The sequence below is a fragment of the Thermoproteota archaeon genome (genome assembly GCA_003352285.1).
In the GTDB taxonomy this organism is placed as follows: domain Archaea; phylum Thermoproteota; class Nitrososphaeria; order Nitrososphaerales; family Nitrosopumilaceae; genus PXYB01.
This window is the reverse complement of record QQVN01000003.1, coordinates 606,083-622,811: the sequence shown is the minus strand read 5'-3', so window position 1 is coordinate 622,811 and position 16,729 is coordinate 606,083. Positions and strand designations below refer to the sequence as shown.

20 protein-coding genes are annotated in these 16,729 nt (G+C 35.1%); 13 read left to right on the top strand and 7 right to left on the bottom strand.

Annotated features, from left to right (window positions below):
- The 3 genes from DWQ18_05305 to DWQ18_05295 all read left to right on the top strand — a co-directional run.
- Positions 1–3,341, top strand: a 3,341-nt coding sequence (locus DWQ18_05305) for a hypothetical protein (GenBank protein RDJ34303.1), incomplete at its 5' end; no start/stop codon positions are given.
- Positions 3,342–3,451: 110 nt separating this feature from the next.
- Positions 3,452–4,063, top strand: a complete 612-nt coding sequence (locus DWQ18_05300) for a hypothetical protein (GenBank protein RDJ34302.1) — start codon at positions 3,452–3,454, stop codon at positions 4,061–4,063.
- A gap of 139 nt (positions 4,064–4,202) precedes the next feature.
- A complete protein-coding gene (locus DWQ18_05295; GenBank protein ID RDJ34301.1) occupies positions 4,203–5,204 on the top strand; it encodes a hypothetical protein in 1,002 nt (333 codons plus the stop codon).
- A gap of 5 nt (positions 5,205–5,209) precedes the next feature.
- On the opposite strand, the gene DWQ18_05290 is transcribed toward DWQ18_05295, so the two are convergent.
- Positions 5,210–5,623 carry a hypothetical protein gene (locus DWQ18_05290; GenBank protein RDJ34300.1) on the bottom strand — a complete coding sequence of 138 codons (414 nt, stop codon included), beginning with the start codon at positions 5,621–5,623 and terminating at the stop codon, positions 5,210–5,212.
- A 55-nt stretch (positions 5,624–5,678) separates the two neighbouring features.
- Here DWQ18_05290 and DWQ18_05285 point away from each other — a divergent pair, with 55 nt between their 5' ends.
- Genes DWQ18_05285 through msrA form a run of 3 tightly spaced genes read left to right on the top strand, consistent with a single transcriptional unit; the run spans position 5,679 to position 7,495 of the window.
- The gene (locus DWQ18_05285) at positions 5,679–6,020 is read left to right on the top strand and encodes an Lrp/AsnC family transcriptional regulator (GenBank protein ID RDJ34299.1); all 342 of its coding nucleotides are present in this window, start codon (positions 5,679–5,681) and stop codon (positions 6,018–6,020) included.
- Positions 6,021–6,028: 8 nt separating this feature from the next.
- A complete protein-coding gene (locus DWQ18_05280) occupies positions 6,029–7,003 on the top strand; it encodes an FAD-binding protein (protein ID RDJ34298.1) in 975 nt (324 codons plus the stop codon).
- Between the two features lie 36 nt (positions 7,004–7,039).
- Positions 7,040–7,495: a peptide-methionine (S)-S-oxide reductase gene (gene msrA, locus DWQ18_05275; GenBank protein ID RDJ34297.1), complete on the top strand. Its 456-nt coding sequence runs from the start codon at positions 7,040–7,042 to the stop codon at positions 7,493–7,495.
- 2 nt (positions 7,496–7,497) lie between these two features.
- On the opposite strand, the gene DWQ18_05270 is transcribed toward msrA, so the two are convergent.
- Complete coding sequence (locus tag DWQ18_05270; GenBank protein RDJ34296.1) at positions 7,498–7,932, bottom strand: universal stress protein; 435 nt, start codon at positions 7,930–7,932, stop codon at positions 7,498–7,500.
- 320 nt (positions 7,933–8,252) lie between these two features.
- On the opposite strand from DWQ18_05270, the gene DWQ18_05265 reads away from it, so the two are divergent.
- The 3 genes from DWQ18_05265 to DWQ18_05255 all read left to right on the top strand — a co-directional run bounded on the left by DWQ18_05265 (position 8,253) and on the right by DWQ18_05255 (position 9,368).
- Positions 8,253–8,492 carry an Lrp/AsnC family transcriptional regulator gene (locus DWQ18_05265; GenBank protein RDJ34295.1) on the top strand — a complete coding sequence of 80 codons (240 nt, stop codon included), beginning with the start codon at positions 8,253–8,255 and terminating at the stop codon, positions 8,490–8,492.
- On the top strand, positions 8,492–8,737 hold the full coding sequence (locus DWQ18_05260; GenBank protein RDJ34294.1) for an Lrp/AsnC family transcriptional regulator: 246 nt from the start codon (positions 8,492–8,494) through the stop codon (positions 8,735–8,737). The genes DWQ18_05265 and DWQ18_05260 overlap by 1 nt, the downstream gene beginning before the upstream one ends.
- Positions 8,738–8,810: 73 nt before the next feature.
- Positions 8,811–9,368 carry a hypothetical protein gene (locus tag DWQ18_05255; GenBank protein ID RDJ34293.1) on the top strand — a complete coding sequence of 186 codons (558 nt, stop codon included), beginning with the start codon at positions 8,811–8,813 and terminating at the stop codon, positions 9,366–9,368.
- Here the strand turns inward: DWQ18_05255 and DWQ18_05250 are convergent, their stop codons facing one another.
- Positions 9,369–9,659: a hypothetical protein gene (locus DWQ18_05250; GenBank protein ID RDJ34292.1), complete on the bottom strand. Its 291-nt coding sequence runs from the start codon at positions 9,657–9,659 to the stop codon at positions 9,369–9,371.
- Position 9,660: 1 nt separating this feature from the next.
- A complete protein-coding gene (gene tfb / locus DWQ18_05245; protein RDJ34291.1) occupies positions 9,661–10,653 on the bottom strand; it encodes a transcription initiation factor IIB in 993 nt (330 codons plus the stop codon).
- Positions 10,654–10,852: 199 nt separating this feature from the next.
- On the opposite strand from tfb, the gene DWQ18_05240 reads away from it, so the two are divergent.
- The 3 genes from DWQ18_05240 to DWQ18_05230 are packed head-to-tail and all read left to right on the top strand — an operon-like array spanning position 10,853 to position 12,554.
- A complete protein-coding gene (locus DWQ18_05240; protein RDJ34290.1) occupies positions 10,853–11,671 on the top strand; it encodes a hypothetical protein in 819 nt (272 codons plus the stop codon).
- A 3-nt stretch (positions 11,672–11,674) separates the two neighbouring features.
- Positions 11,675–11,947 (top strand): hypothetical protein, encoded by a 273-nt coding sequence (locus DWQ18_05235; GenBank protein RDJ34289.1) that lies wholly within the window; start codon positions 11,675–11,677, stop codon positions 11,945–11,947.
- Positions 11,948–11,969: 22 nt separating this feature from the next.
- Positions 11,970–12,554, top strand: a complete 585-nt coding sequence (locus tag DWQ18_05230) for a DNA protection protein DPS (protein ID RDJ34288.1) — start codon at positions 11,970–11,972, stop codon at positions 12,552–12,554.
- Positions 12,555–12,575: 21 nt separating this feature from the next.
- Here DWQ18_05230 and DWQ18_05225 read toward each other — a convergent pair whose 3' ends face one another.
- A complete protein-coding gene (locus DWQ18_05225) occupies positions 12,576–13,766 on the bottom strand; it encodes a cation:proton antiporter (protein RDJ34287.1) in 1,191 nt (396 codons plus the stop codon).
- Between the two features lie 67 nt (positions 13,767–13,833).
- The gene (locus DWQ18_05220; GenBank protein ID RDJ34286.1) at positions 13,834–15,222 is read right to left on the bottom strand and encodes a hypothetical protein; all 1,389 of its coding nucleotides are present in this window, start codon (positions 15,220–15,222) and stop codon (positions 13,834–13,836) included.
- A 166-nt stretch (positions 15,223–15,388) separates the two neighbouring features.
- Here DWQ18_05220 and DWQ18_05215 point away from each other — a divergent pair, with 166 nt between their 5' ends.
- Positions 15,389–15,703, top strand: a complete 315-nt coding sequence (locus DWQ18_05215; GenBank protein RDJ34377.1) for a hypothetical protein — start codon at positions 15,389–15,391, stop codon at positions 15,701–15,703.
- On the opposite strand, the gene DWQ18_05210 is transcribed toward DWQ18_05215, so the two are convergent.
- A complete protein-coding gene (locus DWQ18_05210) occupies positions 15,704–16,696 on the bottom strand; it encodes a biotin--[acetyl-CoA-carboxylase] ligase (GenBank protein ID RDJ34285.1) in 993 nt (330 codons plus the stop codon).
- Between the last annotated feature and the right edge of the window lie 33 nt (positions 16,697–16,729).

Below are 16,729 nucleotides of genomic sequence, written 5' to 3'. Positions count from 1 at the left end.
CTGCAGCTGATACACTTCTTGCATCTGTTCAATTCAACCGTGCAATAACTGATTCACTATCCACAGATGATTCGATCTTCCGAGTCATTACATTTGGCAGAACAATAACTGATTCACTATCCACAGACGATTCCATCACAAAGGTCACCTCATTTGCACGTCTATTCACTGATGCTGTCTCTGTAAATGACATACTTGTTCCATCAACTTCATTCAACCGCTTCATGACTGACTCACTAGCTGCAGCTGACACACTTCTTGCATCTGTTCAATTCAACCGTGCAATGACCGACTCACTATCCACAGACGATTCCATCACAAAGGTCACCTCATTTGGCAGATTATTCACTGATTCAGCATCATTGCAGGATTCTATATCAAAATCTACGTCATTTAGAAGATTCATGACCGATTCCATGTCTGTATCTGACCCACAAATATTGAGAACATTTGGAAGAATATTGCAAGATTCTGCATCCATTAGCGATTCAATAACTGTTTTGCGTACAAGATATCGCTCAGCTGATGATTCACTAAGCATTTCAGATTTGGTAGGTCTTAGAGGAAAGCTCACTATTGAAACACGAAACAATACATTGATTCCAGGTGCAATATACCGTATCACTCCAAACCCATACACTGGATTTGGAACTCTGACAGTAAGTGATGGCCTATCACCTGATTCGGATCTATCAAACAATGGCTCGATCTCGTTGCTAAATGTACTGCTAGGTAGTTACAAACTAAATCAGACTCAAACTCCATCAGGTTACGTACCTATAACAAAGAAAGGACTAGTCACTGTACACGGCACTAACATTAATGCACTAATGAAATTCGTTGTTGTAACAAATACAACGAATCTGCCTAATTCAGGAGTAATTGACATAGATAATGTCAATATTGATAGTAATCAATTTGGAACATTGCTTAATCCAATAAAGCTAACGAAAGTTAAGAACGGAGTACAGACTCCAATTGTAAAGGTAAATGATCTACCTACACCAAAACTCGTAGGTAAGAACAATACTATTGCAATTTCAAATGCAACTGATTCACAGTATACTCTACTTTACAAATCACTTGCAGAGTTGTTACCAAACGAATCTCCGGATTCTATAATCAATGCATTTAGATTAAACGCAACCGATGCTGGAAATTCAACATCATTGTCTTATGTTGGTATATTGGGAGCTACAGCACAAAGCAATGTCTATGGTCAATATCTTGCAACCCAACCTGTTGAACAATTCAACTGTGGTCAAAGATACATTTACTCACTAGATAACACACTAGTTCCAACATATGGTGGCATCAAGAAGGTTGACTTCACAATATTTGAAAACGGTACATGTCCTGGAACTCTTGATTATGTAACATATGAAGTTGCATCAAAACCACCTATAGAATCAGGCATTCCATCTATCACTGAGAAGGACCCAACACAGAATACATTACTATACATTAATGCAAGATTCCCAGCCGAATTGTCAAATGGTACTGGAATAGACTTTGATAACTCTACAAATACAGAATCATACACCTTTACAGTCTTGACAGCAAAGCCTGAAACAAACAACATTGATGATCTTACAGTGTACACATTTGATGAGATAAACAACGTGTGGACGACCTCTGGAATAACTGAGGTTTCAAAGTATGAAATTGAGTCAGGAATTCATTCTGGCAAAGTACAGATAGAGTTTGCCGTAGAGCACACATCCAAGTTTGCAATTGGTGGAAAGAAGTCTCCAGTAACCAGCACTTCTGGCGGTGTCTCATCACAAGCAGGTCATGGTAAAGTTGGTGTTGGACCTGTTGGAGCCGGCGCTGGAGCTGGAAGTGCATCTGGTGTGTCTCAAGAGAAGCCATCAAAACCGGCTGGAATAACAAACATCGATAGTGTATACTATAATGTCTGTGATGATAACATTGTCAAGGTAATGGTTTCAGGCGAATCATTCCCAACAAATGTGGTCTTACAAACAAAGCATTCAGGCATAATTCCTGCAAAACTTGCAGACTATCAACCATATGCATCAGATAATCAACATTCTGATGTTGCAAGATATGTCTATGAGGCATACATTAATCCAAATGAGACGTACTTTGTTGTGTCTGCCGACGGAGGGTCATCCACTTCTAACACAAGTATTCAGATAATAGAATGTGAAGGAAACGTGTATCTAGTTAAAGAAGATCCTTATTCCAAACCTCAAATCTTTGACTTTAAGATTCACATAGATGATCAAAACAGGCTCATTACTGATGCTAGTTCATACGAGTATGTCACAGAACCTACATCTGTTACTGTCTCTGCACTAATTGATAATGCAAAAAGCGAGTTACGCAGAGCAGAGCTTAGATTGATTACAATGGGTGATGATAACATCGAACGTAATTACACCGGATTAAAGATGAAAGTAGAAGAATTGACTGGAATTTCAAACACCACTTCTAGAGTATACATAACGGTTCCAGCATCTTTACTAAAATCCCCTGCAACTGAATTCTGGATACATGCATTAAATGCAGACGGTAAAGTAAACGACTCTGAACACCTATTCTTGGGATTAACACCAAACAATATCGATATGAGTTCATTAAGTGTAAAATTAGAGATGGATATGCAGACAATTAAAGCTCAAGGAACCATTCTCAAACCCCACGCATACATCAACAACCAAGAGTCTACCTCAATGTATGGTATAGTGACATTATTAGTAGATGGAAGATCTATTGATGCAATTCCGTATTTGTTCAAACCAGGATTCAACGACGTTGAATTATCTTGGATGATTCCAAAGAATGTTCAAAAACTAGATTACAACATTAGTGCCAGGGTGGACTTGTATGGTAATGATTTGTCTACTAGTACTGGTATATTGAATACCTTTGTTAGAACACAGTCTAAACAAATCCAAGACTTTGTCGAGTTGGATTTGATTAGAAATGCTAATGGTGATGTAGTTGCAAGACCCTCATTGATTTATGCATCAAATAATGATGATTCTGATATGAGATTTAGGGTAGTATCTCCACAAGGAACCTGTGTGATTGGATCTGATGATTCTTGCTTGGTTAGTTCATCTACATTTGGAAATCGTGGTGATTTGACTAGTGTTCAGATTGATGGACAAATATACCGAATCAAATACTCTGGTGCAAATAACCCTCTAGAGCGATTCTCAATAACCTCATTTGACCCAATAGTGGGTGATTGGTCAGTCCAATTAGAATCCACAAATGGTATAATTCCATTTGCCCAAGCAACCTCGGATGTAAATATCAAGGTAAAATACAGGGCAGAACTATCTGAAATAACTACCTTGAATTCATAATTTATGAAAAAATCCTTCACTTTTGTGCCTGAGATTAATAAAATCTGAGTACCCGTCTGTTCATTTTTTACAAACTAATTCTAAAAACTACTGCACCAACTATATGAATAATGAAAACTTTGGACCCAAAGCATTTTGGATTACTATTGGTGGCAATAGTAGCTGTGTCTTCAGGTGCAACATATGCAATTTTAGAAGGAGTTTCAGTACAACCCACTATCAAAAATGGCGTTCAGCTATTAGGTCATGTAGAAGTAGTAGTTAGCGATGCACAGGGCAACATCAAGGCGTATCGACAATCTGATAACATGATTGTTACTGATGGAATGGAGCTTTTAGCAGAGAATTTGTTTTCAACTGTAAATGCATCTTCAGCCAAAATCAGCCATATGGAAATTGGAACAGGCGGTGAAACTGCACCAGCAGCAGGACAGACTGATATTATTACAGTAATATCATCATGTGCTAGAGAAGTAGCTGCATTTAGTTCTGTTAATGGCACTATGAATGGTTCTCCAAATGCAAATGTTACAGCAACTGCAACATTTGAGGGCGGTAACGTGGGACCAAACGATTGTGATGATAGCAGCATTGATGAGGCCGCAATATTCAACCATGCCACTGGCGGTGAAATGTTTGCAAGAAACACATTCACAGCAGTTGAACTAACTGCAGATGATACATTGGCATTGACTTGGACATTCCAATTCACTGACACTTAGATCCAAATCTAGGTGTCTCAAAATTTTTATTCTTATCTTTCCTACGAAGGCATTATAAACAAAGCAAATTTCAAAATAATATGTCTGGTTCTGCTCTTCAATCAAGATTAAATTTGGGATTTTTGTTTTTGGAATTACATTGAAATCCTTAATCTTTTTACTGATCTTTGGATTAATTTCTATGATCCCAATTACAGCATATGCGGAAATACTGAGTTTCTCTTTAAACAAATCTCAATATGTTTCTGGGGATTCTGTGATTCTTAATGGTCAGATAGACTCCCCACAACCTGGCCAATTTGTCATTATGCAAATTGTAAATCCTCAAAATTCTGATTTTGCTGCAGTAGATACCTTTCTTGCAAATTCTGATGGTAGTTTCTCTAAATCCTACAAAGCCGATGGTCCAAAATGGTTACAAGAGGGAACTTATACTGTCAAAGTATTCTACCTTGGAGAAGAATATCAAAAGTCATTTCAATTCTCGTTAGGTGATTCCTCAGAAACTATGCCTAAGAATACACAAAAACAACCATCAAAATCTTTGACTCCAAAACACTCTGTTGATGTTACTAAAGAGCCTAAAACCCATATTCCTGGCTTTCCAGCATTTGATAAATCTCCACAATACTATATTGATAGATATAATTCTGATTTAGCATTCAAGGATTGGTTTGATTCTCAATTTACTGGGAAAAATATTGAAGATGTTGTAGGTTATCCTAATACCCACACTCCCGATTTTCCAAAGTCAGATAGATCTCCTCAATACTATGTTGATTGGTATAACAGTGCAAATGATTTTAGAGATTGGTTTGAATCTCAATTTCCTGGCGAAACCATCTACACTGTTTTAGGATTTCCCAATCCTCCTGCAATTCCAGATTGGATACGCAATAATGCTGGATGGTGGTCTACTGGCAAGATATCTGATAAAGAATTTGTGTCTTCAATTCAATACATGATTGATAATCAAATTATCTTTATTCCAAATTTATCTAATTCAGAAACTGTTAGTAATGATTCAATTCCAGATTGGATACGCAATAATGCAAGTTGGTGGTCTGTAGGTCAAATCACTGATGATGAATTCATTACTGCAATAAAATTTCTAGTTGAGCAAGGAATAATTCGAGTTTAGATTTTTTATTTTACCATGACTATCCCTGTCATCCAGGGATGTGTTTGACAGTAGTAAAAGTACTGACCTGATTTAGAAAATACCTGAGAAAAATTTTCCTTTGGGAGAATTTTTCCACTATCAAATAAACCGTAATGGCCTACTTCGGCGCTTCCACTTACTATGGAATGAACTTTGTTACCTGCATTATACCATGTGACCTCTTGCCCAACATTTATCACAAGACCAGTTTCAGAATAACACGATTCATTGATTTCACATCCTTGAGTGTCTGCATTTTTTGCAATTTCTATCTGAATATCTCCAAATGCAAATGAAGAGCTTCCTAGCAAAACTATGGATGCAATGGCTAGAACTCCACACACAACACTTGCAAGTCTGAGTCTCTGTTCCTTGTCATGCTGAACTATCTGTGACATGATTTGGGAATCTGATTAATTTCATATATCGAAATCTAATTTTTGTTTGTCCTGGATGGTCTTTTTGCTTATACTGGACAAACCTGACATGTTTTTACAAGAAAATCTACCGAATTTAGGCACGATCTCAGAGAAACTTTTTATCAATAGGTTCATGAGATACCTCATGAACGAGGCCTATGTTCTTCTAAACGTTGATTACAAAAATCAAAGAGAAATTATTGAAGCATCCAAAAAAATTTCTGTAGTAAAATCAGTAAAGACCGTTTATGGTATTTGTGATATTTTGGTTATTCTTGAGTCTGATGACATGCAAAAAATCAAGGATGCAATAGATAACGATCTACATAACATGAATGGTATCAAAAACTTAACTTCGTTAATCTCTGTAAACTAATTTAGAAATTGGCCCAAGAATATGAAATAATTATAGTTGGAGCAGGTCCTGCTGGTCTTTCAGCTGGAATATACATTGCAAGACAACAAGTTTCGGTTTTAGTCATCTCAAAAGATTTGGGTGGACAGCTTAATTTGATTCCGAAACTTGAAAATTATCCGGGTACTATAATGTCAAGTGGTCCGTTACTTGCTAAAACTTTAGAGAGTCAATTCTTGTCATTCAAAGGTGAGATGACATATGATACTGTGGAAAAAATTGAAGAAGCAGATGGTAAGATGAGAGTTAAAACATCTCGCTCAGAATATTTCGCAAAAGCTATAGTTGTTGCTGCTGGTAAAGTTCCAAATAATTTGGGATTAGAAAATGAATCTCAATTTGCAAACAAGGGAGTACATTATTGTACAAAATGTGATGCACCATTTTATCAGGGACGAACTACTGCATCAGTAGGTGTTGGCGCTTATCTTTTAGAATCCGGTATACTGCTTTCACGAATGGCATCAAAGGCATACATGATTTACAAAGGCGGAAAACTTGGTGGCGATAAAGATCTAATTGCATCCCTTGAGAAAAAAGAAAACGTTGAATTAATTCCAAGCTCTAGCATTAAAGCCATCTCTGGTAATGGAACTCTTCAACAAATTACTGTAGTTGACGCTACCGGTTCAGAAAAAACACTGCAAGTTGATGGTCTGTTTATTGAGATGGGTTCTAAAATTAATTTGGATTTTGTAAAGGATTTGGTAACAATTAACACTAAAGGTGAGATAGAAATTGAATCTGGAGGAAAAACTTCACATCCTGCAATTTTTGCCGCTGGAGATGCAACAAGCATTCCCTATAAGCAAATTGTCGCTGCATGCGGAGATGGTGCTGCAGCAGGGCTTTCTGCCTTTAATTATGTCGAAAAGCTAAAGGGAAAACCTGGAATTCGTGCCGATTGGAAAAAACAGATTGGCGATACAGTATTCCATTACTAGTGTTAGATTTTTAATCTCAATTTACTAATGTATTGTATGAAGGCTACATTTGCAGCTGGGTGTTTTTGGCATGTCGAGGAAATCTTTCGTAAAACCAAAGGTGTCTTAGATACTACTGTTGGATATATTGGCGGAAAAGTTGAAAATCCTACATATGAACAGGTCTGTACTGATAAGACTGGTCATGCAGAAGCAGTTCAAGTAGAGTATGATCCTCAAAAAATCTCATATGATGAATTATTAGACATCTTTTGGAATAATCATAATCCTACTACTCTAAATCGCCAGGGTTTTGATATTGGAATTCAATATCGTTCTGCAATATTCTACCATGACTCTACTCAAGAAGAATCTGCCAAAAAATCTAAAGAATCCTTAGAAAAATCCGGAAAATTCCAAAACCCAATAGTGACTGAAATTGTTCCTGCTCCAACATTTTACAAGGCAGAAGATTATCATCAAAAATATTTTGTAAAGAATGGTATGGTATGAGATTATTTTACTATTAAAACTGGAATGCTAGATTCATGTATAACAAAGTTTGATGTACTTCCCAAGAACATACTCTTAAGGGAACTTCTGCCTCTTGATCCAATAACTATTAAATCAAATTTATTATTTTTTTGATGAGCTGTTTTTACAATGTTGAATCCGATATTGCCTTGTAGGATTTTTGTTGTAAATGAAACTCCTGCTTTTCCACATGTCTTCTTTGCATCATCTAGAACAGTACGTGCCTCTTTCCTCATTTCGTTACTTACTGAAGCTACACCGCGTGTTTCAGAATATGATTGTGTGTACATACAATAGACTCCAGTAATCTTTGCCTTGCAGTTTTTTGCAATTGTAATTGCCATTTCTAAGGCTCTAATGGAATTCTTGGAACCATCAATTGGTACAAGTATTTTATTGATGGAATTGCCCTGCATGACAAAATTTTGAATTCACAGGTTAAAAACCTAGAGATAGAATTTGCTAATTTGTAAAGTTCTGGTGGACCCAAGGGCTAACTATGGTCTGGCTGGGAAGGGTGTTGGCAGCGGGTCCAACAGACTAGTTATAATTTCATTAAATAGAATCTATGTAATTGTGTGTTCAAAACAAACGAACTATGCCTTTCTGATGTTTAATTTGGGGGAAAAACGTTTTTCTTATGAACACTTTTTCATAAATCTGATATTTTTTTAAACAATTTCTAACCTAATTCTTAATTGATATTAAATAACATAATTTGATAATTATGCTGAAAATGGCATCAGCATACGTGTTAATCAATTGCGAGTTAGGTTCTGAAGAATCTGTTATTTCTCAACTAAAAGCACTTGATTCGGTAAAGGAGGTACATGGAACATTTGGAGCATATGATATCTTGGCTAAAGTTGTTTCTGATGAAGTAAGTGCTCTAAGGGAGACCATTACATGGAAGATTAGGAAAATCGATAAAATCCGTTCTACCCTGACATTAATGGGAATAGAAGGCCAAGAATAATGCCTACAACCTATTTTTTACTAAACGTAACTCTTAATCAGGAACAATCAGTTATAGATAATATCAAAAATTCTCTTTCCGAAATTGCAAATATAATATTTGACATACAGGGTGTTTTTGGTGTGTATGATATTGTACTCAAAGTTACTTCTGATTCAGAAGATTCCCTACGAAATACTGTGATGAGCAAAATAAGATCTATTCAAAACATTCAATCTTCCATTACAATGATTGTTAATGAATGATGTCCACTAGATTATGTCATTTGTGAATCTTAATTTTCATATTTGTAATTAATATCTAGATTGCTTCTCTAGTATGGATATTCTTGCGATAGCCGAAGAAAACTTTCTAATTTCATACGGTGTGGTTTTTCTCATTGGAATTTTACAGGGCACAATACTTGGACGTGGTATAAGAAAACGATTTCCAAGATTAAAAATTCATGCAAGGATTACTTCGATTGTTTTGTTACTATTATTCTCAATTAACGCAATTTCAAACGTAATTAAATTTGCAATTCCCGAAAAAATCACCGTTTCTGAAATTGTCGTCCCTGCTACTCCTGAGGAAGGAGTTGCTTTTTTAATTAATGTCCTTGGGTTAAATGCTGGATTTGGAACTATAGTTGCACTTTTTGTTTCTGTCACATTGGTCTTGTTTTTTAAATTTGCCGAGATACCAAATGTTGCAAGATATTTCATGTTTGGATTAAGCGTTATTGTGCTTTTGGTTGCTATTCTAAGCCGATTTACAGAATATGTCCCAAGTTTCTTTCAAGTAATGATGTATGCATTTTATCAATTTGGTATAACTGGCGGAATATTTTTTGTAACTAGGCGTCGTGAACACGAGGAATTACCTGAATTCAGATAATTACTCCATACATTTTGGCAGTTTTCCTTCGTGTCTATTTTTGTAATCTTGGATTAATTCCTGATAGATTTTTTGATATTGTTCTGATATGGTATACCTGAATCTAGTAGCCTGGGCGGTACAATCATTGGATAACGTATCTGCTAGTTCTTTTCTAATGTTTTCAGTTCCTTGAATTAGTAATATCTTCATTGCAGCATGCATCATAAATACACCTGGTTTTGTTGGTGACTTGTTGATAGTTTCAGAATTGTAATCTAGCCAATCCGACCATGATATGCTTTCAGACATTCTAATCCTGAAGAATTTTCCTTAATCCTGCACATCGATTCCTAATTGTAACTTCTGTCACTCCAGATGCAATTGAGATTTCTTTTTGTGATTTTGATTCGCCACCACTAATACATGCAAGATAAAGTGCGGCAGCTGCTATTCCCATAGGATCTTTTCCTGCAACTATTCCTAATTTTTTTGCTTTATCTAATATTGCCACTGCCTTGCGTTTTGTTTTTTCGCTTAATTCTGCTATGCTTGCAATTCGTGAAACTCCTTTAACAGGATCTACTACTGGCATCTTTAGCTCCAGCTCTCTAAAAATTAATCTGTAACATCTTGCAACATCTTTTCTTCTAATGTTGATTCCTTTTGCAACATCATCTAAAGTTCTTGGAGTTTCAGTATTACGACATGCAGCGTATAAGCAGGCTGCTACCAATCCCTGAATTGATCTTCCTCTTACAAGTTTTTTCTCCATTGCTTTTCGATAAATATATGCAGCCTTTTCTACTACTGCATCACCTAAAGCGAGCTTGTCTTTTAGCTTGTCCATTTCATTTAGTGCTTGTCGTAAGTTTCTGTCTGCTGATGAATGTGCTTGTGTTCTACTGTCCCATGTTCGTAATCTCTCAATTGAGCTTTTCATGCTTGCAGATAGTGGTTTACCTGTAGAATCCTTATTGACTGCTCCAATGATGGTTGATAGTCCCATATCGTGCATGGTGATTGATGTTCCAGCTCCTGCACGAGCTCTGTTTGTTTCATCATTTGCAAATGAGCGCCACTCTGCTCCTGTATCCTCTAGTTTGTCATTTACAACAAAACCACAAATGCCACAGATTAGCTCTCCCGTGTTTTCATCTGATACCATTTTTGATTTACCGCAAGAGGGACATCGTTGTGCAGATATTGACGTGTTCAAAGGACAGATAGATGGGGTATTTTGACTTATTATCCATTTTACACATATTCTTAGGGTGATTTGTGTGTAGGTTAAGCTAACCTTCATTCTAAGTTTTTAGAATGAGATTTTGTGGGTAATTTTCTATCAGAAAATTCTTTCAAATTCAAAACTTCATTAATGCGATCAGATTTGCGATCACAGGATTAGGTTTGAATCTGTGAATTTTACGCAAGACAAAGATCGTAAAATGTTTGTCAAAAACACACAAGAAATAATATTGTAATTTTTCATTTTCATTCTTTGTCTGATGAACCCTGAAGAATTATCCTCCCACCTTGAATACTTTGGATTAGACCAAGTTGATTCAAAAATTTACATGGGATTGTTGCAACTGGGTTCCATCTCTGTTGGTACGATGGCTGCAAAATTAGAAATTGATAGAGGAAAGGCATATCGTTCATTAAACAAATTAAAAAACTTTGGAATCGTCACAACAACTTTTTCAAATCCTACAATATGTACAGCTGTTGAACCAAAAACTGCATTAGCATCAATAATTGAGCGACACGATGATGAAATCACCACAATGAAGAATCTTGCAAAAAAACTTACAGAACAACTATCCACAGTTACAAAAACTGCCGAATCTCCAGACATTACGTCCTTGTCAATCATTCAGGGAAGAACCAACGTCTATTCGCGCATTGGAAAGATGATTCAGAGCGCAAAAAATCAAGTTTACATCATGACTACTATTGAAGACCTTACGATGATGTATCATACTTCAATTCCTGAGAAAATATCTCTTGCAAAAAAGAATGGTGTTGACGTTAACATCTTGACACAATTGAATAATGACAAAGATTATCCGTTGATTCATAGATTAAACTCCTCAGACGTCAAATTAGGGAAACTTCCCTCAAAAAGTAGAATTATAGTGGAATGTGATAGGCAATTGATTATGTCTGGGGCAATTAGTGATGCAGTGAATCTAAAGGATGAAGGAGATTCGATTCTATTTACAAATTCTTCGGAGATGGTAAATAACATGTTTAGCTTATGTTCACTTTTGTGGAAAAAATCTAAGAAATTAGAGTTATCTGTTATTTCCCAACGTGAGTAAGAATTGAAATTTAACCAAGTTCAAACACTGGAAGATAAATCTAAAAAATTATTATCCCTGAATCCTAATTTTACTCAAGAACAAAAATATCTGATTGATACATTGGTTGACCCAATTCACGTTATATCCAACTCTAATGAGTTGCTAAAGCAGAAAATACTTCCTTTTGTGGATGCTCCAACGAAAGAATATTTTTACATGATAGAAAGGGCACAAAATAGACTACTTGAGACTCTTGAAAAAATTAGAGACAATTCAAATCCTAAGGCTTTTTAATTCCATCCTATAATCGCCTTTAATGACTGATTCAAAACCAAATGTCGTTGGTATTGAAATTCTCAAAAAAAATGGCCTTAATGTGGATGAATTAGTGAAATCTTTGGTTGTAAATGCTGCAGTGGAATTTACTGCCTATTACTATTTCACAAATCTTAGGGCTCATTGTACAGGAATGGATGGTGAAGGAATAAAGGGAATAATTGAAGATGCACGACTAGAAGACCTTAGTCACTTTGAATCTTGTATAGAGAGAATCTATCAATTAGGTGGAAGCCTCCCCAATGATGCAACCGAATTCATCAAAATATCTGGTTGTGAATTCCTTCAATTGCCTCCTAATCCAACTGACTTGAAAGCAATTTTGGAAAAATGCCTAAAAGCTGAACAGGGTGCAATAGTAAACTGGGATAAAGTTTGCAAGATGACTCATGGAAAAGATCCTGCTACATACGAAATAGCAAAAGACATTCTTGCCGAAGAAATTGAACATGAATCTTGGTTTCTTGAATTATTGTATGGTCGTCCATCAGGACATATGCGAAGAAAATATTCTGGAGAACGTCCTCATACTCGTAAACATTCAAGAGCACTTGATATGGCTTAGGCCTTTCATTTTATTTTTACATTAATTCATTGAACGTAATAACGGCCTTGCAATTATTGGTGTAATTATAGTTGTTATAAAACAAATTGCCACACAAATTGAAAATAGCGCCAAATCTAACACACCTACTGAATAAGCTAATGCTGTAATTGCTAAACCAACAGTACCTCTCCCATTAAGTAATGTTGAAATTGCCAATCCTTGTTTTTTAGGAAAATGAAAAATCCTTGTTCCTACATACCCTCCAAATGTTTTTCCAATTATTCCAAGTATAACTAACAATATTAGGAATGGAATGTGATCTTCTAATGATTGGGCACTAAATTTCATTCCAACAATTGCAAAAAATAATGGTGCAAATATCCCAAACGTAATTTTTGTCATTGTTTTGAAAACTTTACTTTCTTCTCTTTTGGGTAATAATTTTTCACTAAAAATTAACCCCGCAAAAAATGTACCTATGATAAAATGCAATCCTGCTAAATCAGCAATTATTGATAAAACTATTGCCACTGAAATAAATATGATAAATAAAATTTCCTTTGATTTGAACTTGTTAAATTCTTTTAATTTTGAGGGTAACCAACGATTTGCTTTGTAAACTACAAATGTAATGGCAACAATTCCTAACAAATAAGCTACTATTTGAACAACTGATTCTCCAATTTCATAATATGCAAATTGCATTCCGTCACTTAGATGAAGTTGTAAAATAAATGCCAAAATAATCAATGAAATGATGTCATCAATAATTGCTACCGACATCACCGTTGTGCCAATTTTAGTTTTGAGAATCCCCAATTCTCGTAAAATAATTGCACTTACTGGTACTGAAGTTACTGATAATAACAATCCGATGAACAGTGACTCTGATAAATTTAGACCAAAAAACACTGAAAGCACGTACCCTGTAAAAAATGGGATTATCAATGAAAGTATAGAAATCACAAACCCTGATTTTCCGGAATTTTTTATCTCTCTTAGATTCATTTCAATACCGATGAATAACATTACAAAGAAAATTGAAACGGTAGAAAGAAGGTCTAGCATCTCATTTGGATGGACAATTCCAATTAAAGTGGGGCCTAATATGATGCCTGCAAGTAGCTCTCCACCCAAAGATGGTTGTTTTATTTTTTTAAAGACTATTCCAAGAAGTCTAGCACTAACCAGTAAAATTCCAACGGCAAATAATATCTCCAAAATTTCCATGATCTTCTAGATTCTTGATTCTTGATATACTATGCACTAAATTTATTCAATCTCTTTATTCAATTTTTTAATTAAGAATACAATATGCATAAGATGGCTTCAATGATGGATACATTATGTTATTTTCATCTGTGGTATGCTTTAGTCCAATTGAGTGTCCAAGCTCATGTGTCATTATCATTTTGACTGTCTGTACATCATACAGTTGGAAACTACCATCACATGAATAATCTCCAAGTGCTACTTCGACTACTCCCTTACCTAGATGAGCATGCCCTAATACCCCTGCCCCTAAATCACGTACAACCCATGTGGTCCAAATATTTGCCTCATGCTTTTTGTTTGTATATGTGAATTTTATTTTTGCAGTTTGATTATTGACTTTCAAATCTTGAGTTTCCCAAAAACTTAATGATTCACTCAGTGTTCCTACATGATCAAGTGGCAATCCAGAAGGTTGCTCATTTACAAATATTTTGTAATTGATAATGTATGTTCCATTGATAATTTGGTATGTTGGATCTGGAAATTTATCTGCAGCTGATTTTGCTTCTTGTTCAAAATTCCACTTTACATAGTCTCTGAGGAATTTTTTAATCACATCTCTACTTGGATTTGGATATTCGATGTATCTTTTTTCATCAGAGATGTTCTTTGATATCGTTGAAAGATATTTTTCAAACGTATTGTATTCTTCCTCTTGCCTTTGTTGTATTTCATATGCCGCAGGTTTACTGTTTATTACTATGAATCCTTTTTCAATCATAAATTGAATACTTGAGACAAATTCTGTATCTGAAATTTCTCCATTTGACCACCATCGTGCATTATCTTTAATCCATGATGGAATTGAGCCTGTTTTGTTTTCTTCATTGTATGTGCTGGGAATTTTTATTATTTTATTATTCACCATGTATCCTATGGATGATAAAAACTCCTCATCGCTTATGGTTTTTTGACTCCACCATTCTGCATTCTGTTTTACCCAGAATGGAATCTCAATTAAAGTAGTTTTTTGTGGTGGCAAGGGTTTTGGTGTAGGAACATATGGATATTTTGAAATCGTTTTATCGATAAACTGATAATAGTTTTTTGCAACTCTATTTTCAGGTTCTATGTCTAGAACTTTTTCAAAATATTTTTGCGATTCTGTATATTCACCCAAGTTCCCAAAACCAATTCCCATGCCAAGTAATGATATCACATCCTCTGGCTCCTTTTGAAGGGCCTTGTAGAATTGTTTTAGTGAATTTGGATGTTGTTCCAGATTGCTTAACGCAATGCCCTTCATTTTCAACGTTGAGACATTATCTGGTACAATTTTTAGAATATCATCATAGATTTTTACCGCAGCCGAGTAATCTCCAACTGCAAAATGTTTTTTTGCCTCATCAAACAATTTGGCCGGATCTTTTTCCTCTTGGGCAGAAACTGTGTCTATTGTTACTAGGGACATGAAAACACATACCAATAAAATTATGATGCTATTCAATAGAACATTTAGAAATTCAGATTTAGATATGTCTTATTCATAATTTGTATGGTTTCATGCATCAATATTATGACCTGAGTTAAGGAAAAAACTTTAACAGCCAAGACTAATTCCTGATTATATGAAAAAAATGGGACTCGGAGCATTATCTGGCATCCAGCTAAAAATTAAATCTGCAAAAAGTGATCTTAAAGAAATTGCTGACCTCTCTCAACCATTGCCTGAGCTCATAACTTCTGCAAATTTGATTAGAGCAAATGAACATCTAACCAAAACAAACAGCAAACAGTCTGAATTAATTACTTATTACGATGCTTATACTCAACATTTGGAAACTCTCTTAGAAACTGTCTTTGAAATTCAAGATGATCTGAAAAATCTTCTTCGTGAACAATCAAAATTGATAGAGAAAACACCAAAAAAAGCAAAAAGAACACGAAAATAATTATCTTAAATGGATTGCGTCTCCTGCAACAATCCTTTCGGTCTTGTTTCCTTTCTTAATTACTAGTGCTCCATCATCATCAATTCTAATGGCTTTACCGCTGATTTTTTTACTCCCGCTGATTTGAACATTTTTTCCTATGGTCGCAGATCTCTTCTTCCATGCATCAAGAATAATTTTTGAATTTTTCTTGTTTAGTTCTTCAAAAATATCTTCTAATTCATACAGTAGTGCTTGGAAAAATTTTATTGGACTGCTTGATTTTGTCAAACTTGTAATTCCATACGCGTTGGGAGTACCTTTGATTGATTTTTCAATTTTTTTTGTATCTACATCAAAATTTATTCCAATACCAATTACCACATTGTGGATCTTATTTGATTCCATTGATACGTCTGTGAGAATTCCTGCAACTTTTTTGTTATTTAACATGACGTCATTTGGCCATTTCAGACTAGGGTTCTGATTCAACTCTTTTTCTATTGCAGTAGCAATTGCAACTGATACTCCTAATGGCAAAATAGTAAGTGCTTCTACATCAAATTTTGGATGGATAATGATTGATACCCATATGCCACCTTGGGGTGAAATCCATTTTCTTCCCTCTCTTCCTTTTCCCAATGTTTGTTTATGCGCAATAACGACTGTACCGTTTTCTTTTGATTCTTCAGAAATTTTTAACGCAAAATTCTGCGTAGAATCAATGGAATCAAAAAAGTATACTCTTTTTCCAATTTTTTTTGTCTGCAAGCCGTTTGTCACTTCCCATGGCAAAAGCATCTTTGTGTTTTCTACTAGTTTGTATCCTAGTTTTTGTTTTGATTCAATTTTATATCCTAATTCTTGTATTTTCTTGATGTGTTTCCAAATTGCAACTCTGCTGATTTTTAGAACATCGCTAAGGTCTTGACCTGAAAGGTATTCTTTGTTATGTGTTTTTAAAAACGACAGTACTCTAACTAATCCAACATTATCATAAGAATTGTATATCAATTAACCGTGGTTAATAAGAGGAAGAATTTATTA

What these genes read in the sequence shown, in the direction of transcription:
- msrA (RDJ34297.1), top strand. Translation starts at nt 7,040, where the DNA reads ATGAAGGCTACATTTGCAGCTGGGTGTTTTTGGCATGTCGAGGAAATC.
- DWQ18_05220 (RDJ34286.1), bottom strand. Translation starts at nt 15,222, where the DNA reads ATGTCCCTAGTAACAATAGACACAGTTTCTGCCCAAGAGGAAAAAGAT.
- DWQ18_05285 (RDJ34299.1), top strand. Translation starts at nt 5,679, where the DNA reads ATGGTCTTTTTGCTTATACTGGACAAACCTGACATGTTTTTACAAGAA.
- DWQ18_05250 (RDJ34292.1), bottom strand. Translation starts at nt 9,659, where the DNA reads ATGTCTGAAAGCATATCATGGTCGGATTGGCTAGATTACAATTCTGAA.
- DWQ18_05270 (RDJ34296.1), bottom strand. Translation starts at nt 7,932, where the DNA reads ATGCAGGGCAATTCCATCAATAAAATACTTGTACCAATTGATGGTTCC.
- tfb (RDJ34291.1), bottom strand. Translation starts at nt 10,653, where the DNA reads ATGAAGGTTAGCTTAACCTACACACAAATCACCCTAAGAATATGTGTA.
- DWQ18_05215 (RDJ34377.1), top strand. Translation starts at nt 15,389, where the DNA reads ATGGGACTCGGAGCATTATCTGGCATCCAGCTAAAAATTAAATCTGCA.
- DWQ18_05265 (RDJ34295.1), top strand. Translation starts at nt 8,253, where the DNA reads ATGGCATCAGCATACGTGTTAATCAATTGCGAGTTAGGTTCTGAAGAA.
- DWQ18_05290 (RDJ34300.1), bottom strand. Translation starts at nt 5,623, where the DNA reads ATGTCACAGATAGTTCAGCATGACAAGGAACAGAGACTCAGACTTGCA.
- DWQ18_05230 (RDJ34288.1), top strand. Translation starts at nt 11,970, where the DNA reads ATGACTGATTCAAAACCAAATGTCGTTGGTATTGAAATTCTCAAAAAA.
- DWQ18_05225 (RDJ34287.1), bottom strand. Translation starts at nt 13,766, where the DNA reads ATGGAAATTTTGGAGATATTATTTGCCGTTGGAATTTTACTGGTTAGT.
- DWQ18_05255 (RDJ34293.1), top strand. Translation starts at nt 8,811, where the DNA reads ATGGATATTCTTGCGATAGCCGAAGAAAACTTTCTAATTTCATACGGT.
- DWQ18_05300 (RDJ34302.1), top strand. Translation starts at nt 3,452, where the DNA reads ATGAAAACTTTGGACCCAAAGCATTTTGGATTACTATTGGTGGCAATA.
- DWQ18_05260 (RDJ34294.1), top strand. Translation starts at nt 8,492, where the DNA reads ATGCCTACAACCTATTTTTTACTAAACGTAACTCTTAATCAGGAACAA.